Below are 13,129 nucleotides of genomic sequence, written 5' to 3'. Positions count from 1 at the left end.
AATGCGCCCCGCCGTGCCTGCGATGCACAGCCATTTGCAGCAGTGATGCAGCTACGCTTCGGTTGCGCCGGGAGGCAAGGAGCCGCCATTCTTTCGCGCTGTCAGGAATCCATATCGAGGAATTCGACCCGATGAGTGCACGCAACAACCCGGCCGAAGCCACCTTCCGCTGCTCGATCACGCCCCGCTATACCGACCTGGACACCTGGCGGCACGTCAACAACTCGAGGATCTATCAGCTGCATCAGGAGGCGCGCATGCTGGCGCACCTAGACATGTTCGGGAAGGACGCCTGGTTCTCGGACCAGATCCGCCTGCGGCCGATTCGTGTGGTAACCGACTACCGGCTGGTTTCCTGGTACGGCAGCGACATTCAGGCCCAGGTGCAGATCCTGGACTGTTCGCAGGACGAGTATCAGGTCCGCTGCGACCTGTACCAGGACGACAACCATGTGGGCGTTCAGCAGTGCCGGATCGGCGCATTCGAGAAGGGACAGCGGGTTGCGCTACCCGAGGAGACCCGCAAAACACTCATGCAGGCGTCGGTCAGCCGGCCGCTGGATCTGGCGCCGGCTGTTTACATTGCCCGGCTCGATGCGACCAGCGAGTTTCCGGTATGCCAGCCGCTTACCCCGCGCTACGCCGACCTGGACGCAGATAGCCAGCGCAGCGAAGCAGCCCTGGCGCGCTACATGGAGCAGGCGCGTTTCAGCGGCATTCGCAGCCTGGACATGGGCGGACTGGGCATTCTCATCGCCTCGGCCGACATCAGCTTTTTGCAGTACCGCCCCGGGTTCGATCCGGTCGACCTGGGGTCCGGCATAACGCGCATCGGCAACAGCTCGTTCGTGTTCACCGGCTGCGCCCGCTATCAGGGCGCGATGCAGGCCGCCGCGAACAGCGTGATGGTGGTGATCGACCCGGCTAGCAACCGTCCCGTGCCGATTCCCGATGTACTGCGTGAGCAGTTGCTGCGCCTGAGCCTGAAGTAAGCCGAGCTGCGTCAGTCCCGGCCGAGCAGCTCGGCCGGGTAACCTTCCTCCTCGAGCGCAGCGATCAAGCGATCGGGGTCGGCGTTGCCCGACACCACGGCGCGGCCGGAGTCCAGATCTACCAGCGCCCGTTCGACGCCCGGCTGGCGCTCCAGTGCTTCGCTTACGTGCTTCACGCAGTTGCCACAGGTCATGTCACGGACTTGCAGTTCGAGCTTGTTCATGTGATGTCTCCTTGAGGGTTGGACCATGCTCGACCCTGACACCGTGAGAAGGTCAACCCGTTGCTCATCTGAGCAGTAGACCGGGTGCCCAACAGATGTTCCCGACCAAGCCGCGCCTCCCTGTGCACACATGCCTCGCTCGAACTCGACAGGCTGCAGACAGTCCACCGGTGACAACCTGCGCGCAACGCGCCCGCACATCGGCCAGGAAGCGGTTCCTGCGCCCACTGGAGACCAACGCGTAATGACTGTTCACGTCATCAACTTCACTGCCCCGATCAATTCCAGCACGTGCGGTCAGCTGATTCGCAAGTGCTCCGAAGCCGTCCAGCAGGACGCGAGCGAAATAGTCTTGCGCATCGCGACCATGGGCGGCGAATGCAGCTACGGGTTCACCATGTACAACTTCCTCATGTCGCTGCCGATACCGGTCAGCACCCACAATCTGGGCACGGTGGAGTCGATGGGGAACATTCTCTATCTCGCCGGGCAGCGACGAACCGCCTGCCATCACAGCAAATTTCTCTTTCATCCGTTTCACTGGACGCTGCACGGCTCGGTCGACCACTCGCGGATGTCGGAGTACGCCATGAGCCTGGATTACGACCTGGAGATGTATACCGGCATCGTGCAGGAGCGCACCGAAGGCGCGCGCTCATCGATGGATGTGCGCAGCTACCTGACGGCGGCGCCGCGTATCCTCAATCCGCATGAGGCGATCGAGACCGGCATGAGCCATGCAGTGGAAGACGTCGAGCTGCCCAGGGATGCCATCAACTGCGCGATACACACCTGAGGCAGGCGAGGCCGAACGCTCAGGCCTTCGGCCAGAGCACCATCTGTGTGCAGCGGAACAGGGCGATCTTCTTCCCGGTGCTCTCATCGGTGACGACAGCATCCCACACCTGAGTGTTGCGTCCCTGGTGTTCCACCCGGGCGGTGCAGGCAATCGCACCCTGCCGGGCCGTACCCAGATGGTTGCTCTTGAGCTCGATGGTGGTGAATGACTGGGCGCCCTCCGGCAAGTGCGCGACAGTGGCGTAACCGCAGCTGGTGTCGGCCAGCGCAATGACGCTCGCTGCATGAAGGAATCCGTTGGGCGCGAGATGGTGTGGCTGGATCGGCATCCGGCTGGTCAGCTGTCCCTCCTGAACATCGAGTATCTCGATGCCCATGATGCCGGGCAGATTGCCTTCACTGCGTTGATTGAGAATGTCTAGCGTAACATCGGCGCGCAGGGCCATGGCGGACTCCTTACAGGTGAACGACGGAGCAGCTCAGGGTCTGCTCCGCGGGTATTACTGCCCAGGCAGCAGGCGGGCAAATTTGCCAAGCAATTCTTCGACGTTGAACGGCTTGAACAGGATGTCCATGTCGTGCGCGACGAAGGAGTCCCGCTCTCGGGCCTGCTCGGTATAGCCGGTCATGAACAGCACCGGCAGTCCCGGCCGCAACCGCCGCGCCGCTTCGGCCAGCTCACGTCCGTTCATTCGCGGCAGGCCAACATCGGTCAGCAGGATGTCGATCGGCCCATCGCCTCTGAGCAGGGCCAGCGCGTTTTCCACATTATCGGTCTGAGTGCACTGATACCCGGCCTCGGTCAGTCGCTCGGCGATGATCGCGCTGACAGCCACCACGTCTTCGACGATCAGCACACTGCCTGTGCGCCCCTGACCCGCAGATGCAGTGTCCGGCTGGGCCGCGTCGATTGCAGGCGCGCCGGCAGGCAGCAGCAGAGTGACTTCGGTGAATTCCCCCGCTTCACTGACAATCCGCGCGATGCCGCCGGACTGGCCGGCGAATCCATAGAGCATCGACAGACCCAGCCCGGTTCCATGCCCCAGCGGCTTGGTCGTGAAGAACGGATCGAAGACCTTGTCGATGACGTCCGCGTCGATACCGATGCCATTGTCATGCACGGTGATCTTCACGTAACGGCCGTCAGCCAACTCAGCGTCGTCCCGGATGTCGATCATTGCGCTGCTGATGCGAATCTCACCACCCTCGGGCAGCGCGTCACGGGCGTTGATCACCAGATTGAGCAAAGCCGCCTCGAGCTGGCTGGCATCGACCTGAGCAACGGCTTCGCCTGCTGCCAGGTCGAAGGTCAGGGTGATGTGTTTGCCGATCGAGCGACCCAGCAGTTCTTCCAGCGACCCGAGCAACGTGTTGATATCGACCGGACGTGCTTCGAGTGGCTGCTGGCGGGCGAAGGCGAGCAGCCGATGGGTGAGCGCAGCTCCACTTTGTGCCGATGCCAGCGCACCGTCGGCATAGCGCCGCAGGTTCTCCGTTCGACCCTGATCCATGCGCTCGCTGAGCAGCTGCAGGCTCATGATGATATTGGTCAACAGGTTGTTGAAATCATGCGCGATGCCGCCGGTCAGCTTGCCCAGCGAGTCCATCTTGCGCGCCTGCAGGAGCTGGGCTTCAGTCCGCACGCGCTCGCGCACCTCCTGCGCCAGCAGATCGTTGGCGGTGGCAAGCTGCTCGCGCTGGCTCACCTCCTTCTGATGGCGCACGGTCACATCCTCGACGAACACCATCGCGATATCCGGCGCGCGATACGGTGCAACCTGCCACTGCGTCAGGCGCTCGGACTCGAGCATGTTTATCTTCAGCGTACCGGTCCAGCGCTTGCCGGCCAGGATCCGTGCGCGAACCGTTTCCAGCTCGCTGTCCTGACCGGGCGCGAAGCAGTGCCCGAGCGCCTCGCCGCAACGCGAATCGGTGATCAGCCGGCTGAACGCCCGGTTGGCCTCGTGGACCGTGAAGTTCGAATCGATTACCGCAATCGGTGCGGAGATGTTGTGGAATATCTCCCTGAAATGGGCTTCCCGCTCCTGCAGCGCCACTTCCGTCTGCCGCACGCGCAGCAAGGTGCGCAGCGTCGCCAGCAAGACATCGGGATCAATCGGGTGGATCAGGTAGGCATCGGCACCGGAGTCCAGCCCGGTGATAATGTCGCCGCTTTCGATGGACGCTGCCGAGACGTGCACGATGGGCAGCAAGGCGGTTCGCGTATCCGCCCGAAGTCGCCGGGCGATATCGAACCCGCTCATGTCCGGCAGGTTGATATCCAGAATTAGCGCGTCGATGTCCTGCGCACCGAGCAACGCCAGACCGTCGGTGCCGGTTCCTGCCTCGATTACTGTATAGCCATGACTCTCCAGACGACGACGCATGGCGTAACGGGTCGCCGCGTTATCATCGACGATCAGCAGCTGCTTGTCAGTCATGGTGCGCTGCCTCCAGCTGCAGCGAGAGCGGAATTTCCACGAAGAAGGTCGAACCGACGCCCGGCTCGCTCTTCAGGCCCACCACGCCTCCGAGCAGCGCCGCGTATCGCTTGCACAGGGACAGACCCAGCCCCGTGCCTCGCAGCCGCTTCTGCAGCGGCGAATCGACCTGCATGAAATCCTCGAAGAGTTTATCGTGCAGTTCCTCGGGGATACCGATACCGGTATCGGCAACGGAAAAGCGTATGCGATCGTCACCGACCAGCTCCGCCGTGACGCGCACTTCACCGCGCACCGTGAATTTCAGCGAGTTGGAGATGAAGTTGCGCAGGATCTGGCCGAGCTTTTTGTCGTCGGTGTACAGCTTGGGGAGACCCTCCGGCTCTTCGAAGATCAGATCGACGTCATCACCGTCAACGATGGGGCGGAACATGCCTCGCAGCGCGGCAAACAGATCGAGCATGTCGAACCAGGCTGGCGAAATGCTGATGCGCCCTGCTTCGATTTTGGCCAGATCGAGCAGATCGTTGACCATTTCGGTGAGTTCCTGGGCGGCACCCTTGATGAACGCGAGCTGCTTTTGCTGCTCGGCATTCAACGGGCCGTCGAGCTCGTCGCGCAGCAGCCCGGCGATGCTGAGGATCGAGCCGAGAGGTGTGCGAAATTCATGACTCATGTACGAGAGGAAGCGACTCTTGAGCTCGGAGGCCTGGCGCAGCGCATCAGCCTGATTATCGAGCTCTGCATACAGGGCGAGCACACCCTGATTGGTTTCCTCGAGCTCCGCACGCAGTGCTTCGTTGTCGCGGACCAGCCTGGCCAGCTCCGCGCTCTGATCCTGTGCCTCACTCATCCGGCATCTCCAGTTGCATGACCAGTATGGTCACATCATCGCGCCCGCGACAAAAGTCCCTGTACAACACTGCGGCAATGATCGCCGGATGCAGGAACGGCAGCCCCGGATAATCCTGCAGATCCCAGCGCGACTGCAATCCGTCGCTGAACATTACCAGCAACTGCCCGCCTGCATCGGGATAGCTGAAGGTATGGGTCTTGCGGTATTGCACACCGACAATGCCAGGGTGCGATGCCAGACCCCGCGTACCTTGCGGCGCGATGATGCGGGCACCGATATTGCCGATGCCGGCGAAGCTCAGCCCGCCGCTATCCACGTCGAGCTGCAGGACGGCAACCGCCCCGCCACGCGTACCCTGCATGCTGCGATGCATATCGGCGATCAGCTGGTCGGGCCCGTCGAACGGATGCTCGGCGAAAGCCCTGGCGCCGGCCTGCGCGGCCACGGCAGCGTCTTCGCCATGACCCAGGCCGTCTACGACCAGAACACTGATGCGCTTGCGGTCCAGGGCCAGATGCCAGGTATCACCGCAGGCCGACTCGTTGCGTTGTGCATGCTGGCTGATACCAAACCGCAGATCGACGGGCTTCGTCCCGCGAGAAAACAGCCGGGCCATGACAACCGAACCGCGGTGATCCGAGTACAGATCGAACACCTGCGCCTGACGTGAAACCGCGCCCAGCCCGATACCCTGGGTGCCGCCGGTGGAGAACCCGTCATGCAGGCAGCGCTCGGCATCGAATCCGGGACCGCGATCGACCGCCAGCACTTCTATACCTTGCCCGCCTGCGCAGGGCACCTGGCGCAAGTGCATCTCGCCCAGCCGGGCGTGTTTCAGCAGGTTGGTTGCCAGCTCGGTGACCACAAGCGCAACCCGTCCGGCATCCGTGGCATCGAACCCGATGGACGCTGCGATCTGCTGCGCTCTGCGCCGGGCCTGACCGACCTGGCTGGCATCCTCGATGGCGATGACTTCGGTCAGCGTGGCTGACAGGTTCAGTTCCATTGACAGATAGTCACGGTCGTCCCGACGCCGGGTCGGCTGTCGAGATCGAATTCGTTTACCAGCCGCTTGGCCCCGGTCAGGCCCAGACCCAGACCGCCCCCGGACGTCCAGCCATCGGTCATGGCCAGCTTGAGGTCGGCGATGCCAGGGCCCTGATCGACGAAGGCAATGCGAATCCCGTTGCGCAGTTCCTTCTCAACGATCTCCCAATGCATGTCGCCACCCTGCCCGTACACCAGCGTGTTCCGGGCCAGTTCGCTGACCGCGGTGACCAGCTTGGTCTGCGACACCAGACGCAGCCCGCACTGCTGTGCGAGTTTACGTGCGACCTGGCGAGCGAGAACGATATCCTGTTCGGTACGAAGCGCCTGAGTGCCGCGCTCGGCGCTCATCGCACTGTCACGCGTTGGCGCAGCAGCCGCATCCCGCGCTCGACATCAAGCGCGGTGCTGACGCCCGGCAGATCCAGACCCAGCTCGACCAGCGTGATGGCCACCGCCGGCTGCATGCCAACCAGTACCGTCTCGGCATCCATGATGCGCGACATTGCCGAGATGTTGGCAATCATCCTTCCGATGAACGAGTCGACCATTTCCAGTGCGGAAATATCGATCAGCACGCCGCGCGCGGACGTGGTGTCGATGCGCTCGGACAGATCATCCTGCAGGGTCAACGCCAACTGGTCATGCATCTCCACCTGGATGGTCACGAGCAGAAACTCGCCCATCCGCAGGATTGGTATGCGTTCCATATCAGCCCGCCTTGGTAACTTTCAGGCCCGAGCGATGCAGGGCGAGCGCCAGCGCATCAGCCAGGCTCGACTTGGTGACAATGCCTTGAAGGTCAAGGCCCAGGTGCACGATGGTCTGCGCGATCTGCGGACGCACGCCGCTGATGATGCAGTCGGCGCCCATCAGGCGAATGGCGGTGACGGTCTTGAGCAGATGCTGCGCTACCAGCGTATCGACCGTCGGCACGCCGGTGATGTCGATGATGGCGATCTCTGAACCAGTGTCCGCAATGCGCTGCAGCAGCGATTCCATGACCACCTGTGTGCGCTGCGAATCGAGCGTCCCGATCATCGGCAATGCCAACACGCCGTCCCACAACTTGACGACCGGCGTGGACAGCTCGAGAAGCTCTTCCTGCTGACGCTTGATCACCGACTCACGGGCTTTCTGGAACGTCAGGACCGTATGCAATCCCATTGCGTCGAGCAATTCGGACAGCGCAGTCAGTTGCGCTGTCAGGACGGCCGGCTCATCGGCATAGACGGCCTGCAATACCTTGAAGATGGCAGGCTTGAGCGAAAAGACGAAACTCGCCGTCTGCTGCGAATCGAATCCCTGCAACGCTCGACTGTGGGAAATCTTCTCGAGGAACTCACGCGCATCGTCCCAGGCGCTGCTCGCCCAGTTCTCGGCGCCGGTCTTGGCGCAACCTTCAGCAACGAGAGTGAGGAATTCCGAGGTCTGCGCTTCGAGCTGACCCGGCTTGAGCCCGCGTGCCGAACCGGCGGCGTCGAGCTTGCGAACCCATTCGGTCTGGATGTCCGATTGCTGCTGCAGTAGTACGTTGATAGTGCGCTGGTCCAGCTCCGCCATGGCCTGTCTCTCCGTTTTGATAGGCTCAGATAATACATGTTGCGAAGAAGCGTTGTTACAACAGATATGGGCACTCGGCGGCAACAGCCGCGCGGCCGGCCATGCAGCGAAAACGGACGATCACCCCGCAGTTCAACACCAGACTGGCATTTTGCCCTCAAACACGACGAAAGCGACGCTTGGGGAGCAGGAACAGGGAATCGGGATTACCGACGGACGGCGGTCGCCTGCGCAGACTGCGCCGTGAGGATTGGCGAAATATCGACGGAGATCGCGCAACAACGGAGGACGGGCGCCAGAGGTATTGACGCCCAGTTCGCATAGCGAGCGGCCGGTCAGCCGCGAGTCAGTCTGGACTTACGCCAGCCGCCATGGCTGTGAAATGACCCGCTGTCGCCCGTCAAGGCGAACCGGGTTGCCCGGTAAAAGGCTTGCACGCCGGATACGTGCCACCCGCGAACCTTGCGATACGCCCAAACCCATCCACGCTTGCTCTGGTCCATGTCGATCCTTCGAAGTGTCTAGTCCGAGGGCATGGACTCTGTCGTAGCGCCGAAGTTCCGTCAATCGCCCGAAAGGGTATGAGTATTCGTCAGCAAAATGACTCTGGCGTTGTGTCTGCCGCGGCGGTGATCTCGTCCGGTCGGGCAAGACATTCAAGCGGTACCACCCGGGTGTCGGCGTGGTCGCAGCCCTTGTACTGGAGCGGTATCAGGATGCGGCCGATCAAGCCGCTGACCTGCTCATAGAGCAGCGACGGACGCTGTGGGCCTGGCGAGATCAAGCCGAAATAGCGATCCATCAGACGGAACCCCGGTTACCGCTCCACGTCAAATCGCAAACGGCGGCAAAACGTTAGGTTGACGATATCGCCCCCGATACTAGCAACGTGCCATAATCTCGCTACCGAGACAGCGCCGTATGTTCGAAACGCTCATGAAATTTCGCCTCCACCCGAAGGCTTCAGACCGCCCAAACAGATCATCCAAGCGCCTGGCCGCGCTTGTTTGTGCGATGGCCTGGGTAATGACTGTTTTCGTAATTTCATACAGGACAGCCGCAGGCGTCGAATTTGACTGGGCATGCTTCTGCTTCATGTTCAGCCCCGGTGTTATCACTCCAGCAGCAGCCTTCCTGGCCTGGCGAAGCATTTAACGATTGCCTGACCGCCGCATGGCAATGGCCAATGCAGTGCGAATCTCGTCAATAAGCCGATCACCGAACCCTTCCTGAACATTCCTCTCCAGCCCAGCGACGACAAAACGGTAGTCACCTCTGGTCAATTCCAGGGTCAGCGTGCCGTTGGATGTCACCGTACATGCACAGGCATCGACCAAACCGCTCGCCAGAACGTGAGATTGAATCTCTTTTATTGAAAACATGGCGTCCGCTCTCGTGCCGCTTGCGAGCAGGTGCGAAAGCGGGTGGAACAATATGGAGAGCTATCGCCGACAAATCAATATTTGACGTCAATTTAGCGGCATATCGCCATCGCGAGGCAAAAATGCGCCGACGTCGATCCGTGACGTCGACCTCGAGGAATGCAAGGGAGCGACCCTACCTCTCGGTGCTGGCGCTATTTGGCGGAAGCATCATGGGTAAATGCCTCGCTGAGTTAGTGGCTTTATGAAATGAAAAGTTCACTATATTGATATCGCGAGAGTGCGTGGCATTTGCTGCCACGGAGCACGGACTACCTCGAATAGCGGCTGCCTCGGGACGGCGCCCGTCTGCCGGTGGCCTGCCGACCTGATCGACAGGGCTTTTACGTAAGCCCGCCGCTGGCTTAATAACTGGAAGGCAAAAAAAAGCCCGCATCAAGCGGGCCTTTAAATGATGGTGCCGGCACCAGGAGTCGAACCCGGGACCTACTGATTACAAGGCAATTTTTCCGCGGTTTCCGTTCGTTTCAGCATACAGCTGAATTCGCTTTTTTCTGTTATATTTCAGATGGTTGTAGTTTCTAAGCATTCCGGTCAGTTTCAATTTTGTCGGAATTGTTGCAGAAGAAGTGGTACCTGAAGTGGTACCTGAATTTGAGGTGTTACAGATCCATGGCTCGAAATATCGCTCGCTTGGTGCGAGCAGAAGAACTCAAGGCCCTAAGTACCGGAGACACCCTCACCGACTCAGTTCCCGGCAGAGGCAAAGGAGCGGTCTTGTTCGAGCGTAAACCCAGCGGAACGATCACTGCGACCTATCGATATTCGCTCGACGGAAAGCGGAAAAAGGTCAGCATGGGAAGTTTCAAAGAGAGGCCAAAAGACCCGGGTTTTACCCTTAGCGAAATTCGGGAGCGCGCGATCGCATTAGCTCGGATAGCTTCAGAGCATGGAGACATTTTACAACATCAGGCCGAGCTGGAGCGTCTCGCTCGTCTTCAAGAACTCGAGGCAGAACGCATCGCTTCGATCGAAGCCGCAAAAGGCACCCTTGAGGATCTTCTGCTGGACTATATCGAAGATCGGACTGGGAAACTGCATCCAACTACGTTAAGCGAAATGAAGCGAGTCACCGCAAAGCTGCGAAATCAGAGTCCCGAGATTCTGTCCCTACATGCAGCGACCATCCGGCCGCATCATATTAAAGAACTTCTCTTGCCCATACATGGGCGGGGCGCAAAGGTGATGGCGGAACGCGTGCGTGTCCAGATCTGCGCAGCCTTCAACTACGGCATGAAAGCTGAAAATGTCGTCGGGCGTATCAGTAGTAAAACATATGCCCTTGAAACAAACCCAGCCGCGGCGGTTACGGTAGAGCACACGGCAAATAAAGGGACTCGAGCTTTGTCAGAAGCGGAGCTCAAGCAATTCTGGACGACCTTAGAGAAAACAGACCGCGTGGGTCCCATAATCACACGACTGTTCAAGTTCGTCATCGCCACTGCGGGTCAACGGTTCTCAAGCGTCATCGAAGCGGACTGGAGCGCTTACGACTTAGAACAAGGGGTCGTGCATCTCTTTCATAACAAGGGCCGAGGGGGCAAAGCACAGAGACGGGCGCACCCGGTGCCACTTTCTCCTCGCGCTCTCGAAATCCTTGACGAAGTTCGCGCTCTCAATGGCAACCGTGTCCGGCCTTGGACAAATCGAACGGATGGCCGCCCCGTGAGCCTGTCCAGTCTGAAAAATGCGGTGAATCGCTGGTTAGCATCGGAGCACAGCGCGATTAACGGCAATGCGATTCCAAGCTTCACCGCTCGCGATCTGCGTCGGACCTGCACACAACTCATGGCGCAACATGGCATCGATGATCGCCTGTCAGACGAGCTCCAAGCTCACGGCATTGGCGGTGTGGTGACCGACCACTATCGCAACAATCCGATGATAACTCTTCCGAGGCGGCGGACCGCTATGGCGGACTTCGACCGGATACTAGGACGCCTGCTTTCATGAGAAGCAATTGGGGGGGGGGGGGTTACGCATGTAACCCCCTGTGCTATCAAAGACTTAGCCTACCCTTAACTTCCGACCGGCACTATGCGCGCGCGCCTCCATGGCGCGATATCCTCCCTCTTCGCTTTCCCAGCCCTCACCAGAGCCTCGAATACGGCAAGCACGTAACTCATCGCCAGGCACTCAGACGCGAACCGACGATAAGCTAGCCTTCGAGACTCAGGCTGACGGCTTTGGAGAAGATCCGCCAGTAGCTTGGAAAACACCATGAGACATCTCCCAAGGTCTGATTCCAAAACCCGGATGACAGGAAGCGGGTAAATAGAGCATGACTATCAACAACCGATTGTTTATCAACTGGGCGCATACTTACTAAACGGGAAGGTCGAGCGCGGGAGAGTTGAGTCGTTCGGCAGGCTGCTCATGAAGTCCCTGACATAGCACCTGATTTAACATAACCACATTATGCGAATGTATAACATTGATTTATAGCAGATTACGACTTCGCATAATGTACAAGATATCCAATCTATTCCGACCTGCTCATTTGGAACTCCGGTATCCTGTGTACGCCTTGATCCATGCGGGCTTTTCGTGTACCTGAGCGTTTAGACGGTACGGCTCAAGCAAAGCCAGACCCGAAGGGCCGCTCATGAAATATCGGTCTTTAAGAAAGCCAATTCGAGCACTAAATCTCCCGTCATCGTCCGGTACACTAGCTGGCACTTCCAGTAGTCGCCATTAGTGAGGGATCATTATGTTTTATGCTGTATTTGCAGCGTACCGGGCTATGTATGCAGCAGGCCTCAAGATGATGACACTGACAAAGCCCGATCTGAGCGACAGCAGCCTGAGCATGCGGCAACGCGCAAACATCTGCTATTTGATGTACCTGCCGATCGCGCTGCTGTGCGGCCTCACGCCTGAGGGGTTCAGCTATGGCTGGGGCAGTCTCTACAACGTACTGTGCGTCGGAGTTGTACTTCTGTTCAATCCTTGGTTCGGGTTCTTCACGATCGCTACTAGCGCGATATTTTTCCCCGTTTACAAAGTGGCAGCGATGTTCTTCCCGTTGGTTTCGCTGCTCGTGCTGGTGGTTCAGCTGATAGTGATCTTCGCCGGAATACCTTGCTGCAAAGAATGGCGAAACCAATCCCCATCCACCTAATCTTCCTTACTACGCACCAGCGATGGCGCGCTGTACAGCAAATATCGGTCTGCCCAAGGACGGTACCGCTCAGAAAATATCGGTGTCCTGGGTGGCGGTGGGAGCGCTCAGGAGATATTCGGTCTACCAGCAGTAACCGGAATTCCTTGAACGGCAGGTAATCTGCGGCGCTCAAGAAATATAGGTAGGTTGCCGGCCTCTCACGCACCACATTATCGGTGCCTCAGGTGACGATGCCGCGCAGCAAATATCGGTTCCTCGGGTGACTCACGCAAGCAACAGCCAGAATGAAAGCGCTCAGCAAATACCGGTCGATCGGTCTGAGCCAAACCAGTACCGCAGCACTGACCTGTCGCCAAAGCGCGGCAAAGCCAGTCACCATCAGGCGCACATCAGTTTTCCGTCCTTTTCTCTCCGCTGTCGATTCTTATCCTGGGATCGACGACGCTTGCGCGCTGGCGTTGCTTGGGGCTTGGTTTTGCTTGGGTGTGGTCGCGGCTTATGCAATAACGGCAGTATGTTCCTCGAAGTTGCTGTCGGATACCCATTTGTGTTGCTTTGTTCAGCACGTTTTGGTGTCACGCTTAGCTTCGCGAACCGGCAAAGTAGCGAACTTTGACCTGTACAGCGAAAAGTCCTCCGGTC

Annotated in this window: 14 protein-coding genes; 4 read left to right on the top strand and 10 right to left on the bottom strand. The window is 59.3% G+C overall.

Going from position 1 to position 13,129, the window contains the following annotated elements; all coding sequences use genetic code 11:
• Positions 1-131: 131 nt before the first annotated feature.
• Positions 132-992, top strand: coding sequence for an acyl-CoA thioesterase (locus tag KEM63_RS01470; RefSeq protein ID WP_223654280.1), 861 nt, complete (start codon positions 132-134; stop codon positions 990-992).
• Between the two features lie 11 nt (positions 993-1,003).
• Here the strand turns inward: KEM63_RS01470 and KEM63_RS01465 are convergent, their stop codons facing one another.
• On the bottom strand, positions 1,004-1,216 hold the full coding sequence (locus tag KEM63_RS01465; protein ID WP_223654279.1) for a heavy-metal-associated domain-containing protein: 213 nt from the start codon (positions 1,214-1,216) through the stop codon (positions 1,004-1,006).
• Positions 1,217-1,460: 244 nt separating this feature from the next.
• Between KEM63_RS01465 and KEM63_RS01460 the strand changes: the two genes are divergently transcribed.
• Positions 1,461-2,012: an ATP-dependent Clp protease proteolytic subunit gene (locus KEM63_RS01460; RefSeq protein ID WP_223654278.1), complete on the top strand. Its 552-nt coding sequence runs from the start codon at positions 1,461-1,463 to the stop codon at positions 2,010-2,012.
• 19 nt (positions 2,013-2,031) lie between these two features.
• Here the strand turns inward: KEM63_RS01460 and KEM63_RS01455 are convergent, their stop codons facing one another.
• The 9 genes from KEM63_RS01455 to KEM63_RS01415 all read right to left on the bottom strand — a co-directional run bounded on the left by KEM63_RS01455 (position 2,032) and on the right by KEM63_RS01415 (position 9,303).
• On the bottom strand, positions 2,032-2,460 hold the full coding sequence (locus KEM63_RS01455) for a PaaI family thioesterase (RefSeq protein ID WP_223654277.1): 429 nt from the start codon (positions 2,458-2,460) through the stop codon (positions 2,032-2,034).
• A 54-nt stretch (positions 2,461-2,514) separates the two neighbouring features.
• Positions 2,515-4,455 carry a hybrid sensor histidine kinase/response regulator gene (locus KEM63_RS01450; protein ID WP_223654276.1) on the bottom strand — a complete coding sequence of 647 codons (1,941 nt, stop codon included), beginning with the start codon at positions 4,453-4,455 and terminating at the stop codon, positions 2,515-2,517.
• Positions 4,448-5,308: a sensor histidine kinase gene (locus KEM63_RS01445; protein WP_223654275.1), complete on the bottom strand. Its 861-nt coding sequence runs from the start codon at positions 5,306-5,308 to the stop codon at positions 4,448-4,450. Before KEM63_RS01445 ends, KEM63_RS01450 begins: the two co-directional genes overlap by 8 nt.
• Entirely contained in the window at positions 5,301-6,311 is a 1,011-nt protein-coding gene (locus tag KEM63_RS01440) for an anti-sigma regulatory factor (protein WP_223655917.1), read from the bottom strand. The genes KEM63_RS01445 and KEM63_RS01440 overlap by 8 nt, the downstream gene beginning before the upstream one ends.
• Positions 6,308-6,709: an anti-sigma regulatory factor gene (locus KEM63_RS01435; protein ID WP_223654274.1), complete on the bottom strand. Its 402-nt coding sequence runs from the start codon at positions 6,707-6,709 to the stop codon at positions 6,308-6,310. The genes KEM63_RS01440 and KEM63_RS01435 overlap by 4 nt, the downstream gene beginning before the upstream one ends.
• A complete protein-coding gene (locus tag KEM63_RS01430; protein WP_223654273.1) occupies positions 6,706-7,068 on the bottom strand; it encodes an STAS domain-containing protein in 363 nt (120 codons plus the stop codon). Before KEM63_RS01430 ends, KEM63_RS01435 begins: the two co-directional genes overlap by 4 nt.
• A gap of 1 nt (position 7,069) precedes the next feature.
• On the bottom strand, positions 7,070-7,921 hold the full coding sequence (locus KEM63_RS01425) for an STAS domain-containing protein (RefSeq protein ID WP_223654272.1): 852 nt from the start codon (positions 7,919-7,921) through the stop codon (positions 7,070-7,072).
• Positions 7,922-8,513: 592 nt separating this feature from the next.
• A complete protein-coding gene (locus KEM63_RS01420) occupies positions 8,514-8,723 on the bottom strand; it encodes a hypothetical protein (protein WP_223654270.1) in 210 nt (69 codons plus the stop codon).
• Between the two features lie 349 nt (positions 8,724-9,072).
• Entirely contained in the window at positions 9,073-9,303 is a 231-nt protein-coding gene (locus KEM63_RS01415; protein ID WP_223654268.1) for a hypothetical protein, read from the bottom strand.
• 777 nt (positions 9,304-10,080) lie between these two features.
• Between KEM63_RS01415 and KEM63_RS01410 the strand changes: the two genes are divergently transcribed.
• Together KEM63_RS01410 and KEM63_RS01405 are read left to right on the top strand one after the other, a co-directional pair.
• Complete coding sequence (locus tag KEM63_RS01410) at positions 10,081-11,316, top strand: tyrosine-type recombinase/integrase (protein ID WP_223654266.1); 1,236 nt, start codon at positions 10,081-10,083, stop codon at positions 11,314-11,316.
• A gap of 757 nt (positions 11,317-12,073) precedes the next feature.
• Positions 12,074-12,484, top strand: a complete 411-nt coding sequence (locus KEM63_RS01405) for a hypothetical protein (RefSeq protein ID WP_223654264.1) — start codon at positions 12,074-12,076, stop codon at positions 12,482-12,484.
• Positions 12,485-13,129: the final 645 nt, after the last annotated feature.

The sequence above is a fragment of the Halopseudomonas nanhaiensis genome, assembly GCF_020025155.1.
GTDB classification, from domain to species: domain Bacteria; phylum Pseudomonadota; class Gammaproteobacteria; order Pseudomonadales; family Pseudomonadaceae; genus Halopseudomonas; species Halopseudomonas nanhaiensis.
This window is presented reverse-complemented; position numbering and strand designations above follow the sequence as displayed.

Bases quoted from the DNA above. Each gene is read 5' to 3' on its own strand.
- KEM63_RS01470 (WP_223654280.1), top strand. From the start codon at position 132: ATGAGTGCACGCAACAACCCGGCCGAAGCCACCTTCCGCTGCTCGATC.
- KEM63_RS01465 (WP_223654279.1), bottom strand. From the start codon at position 1,216: ATGAACAAGCTCGAACTGCAAGTCCGTGACATGACCTGTGGCAACTGC.
- KEM63_RS01460 (WP_223654278.1), top strand. From the start codon at position 1,461: ATGACTGTTCACGTCATCAACTTCACTGCCCCGATCAATTCCAGCACG.
- KEM63_RS01455 (WP_223654277.1), bottom strand. From the start codon at position 2,460: ATGGCCCTGCGCGCCGATGTTACGCTAGACATTCTCAATCAACGCAGT.
- KEM63_RS01450 (WP_223654276.1), bottom strand. From the start codon at position 4,455: ATGACTGACAAGCAGCTGCTGATCGTCGATGATAACGCGGCGACCCGT.
- KEM63_RS01445 (WP_223654275.1), bottom strand. From the start codon at position 5,308: ATGAGTGAGGCACAGGATCAGAGCGCGGAGCTGGCCAGGCTGGTCCGC.
- KEM63_RS01435 (WP_223654274.1), bottom strand. From the start codon at position 6,709: ATGAGCGCCGAGCGCGGCACTCAGGCGCTTCGTACCGAACAGGATATC.
- KEM63_RS01430 (WP_223654273.1), bottom strand. From the start codon at position 7,068: ATGGAACGCATACCAATCCTGCGGATGGGCGAGTTTCTGCTCGTGACC.
- KEM63_RS01425 (WP_223654272.1), bottom strand. From the start codon at position 7,921: ATGGCGGAGCTGGACCAGCGCACTATCAACGTACTACTGCAGCAGCAA.
- KEM63_RS01420 (WP_223654270.1), bottom strand. From the start codon at position 8,723: ATGGATCGCTATTTCGGCTTGATCTCGCCAGGCCCACAGCGTCCGTCG.
- KEM63_RS01415 (WP_223654268.1), bottom strand. From the start codon at position 9,303: ATGTTTTCAATAAAAGAGATTCAATCTCACGTTCTGGCGAGCGGTTTG.
- KEM63_RS01405 (WP_223654264.1), top strand. From the start codon at position 12,074: ATGTTTTATGCTGTATTTGCAGCGTACCGGGCTATGTATGCAGCAGGC.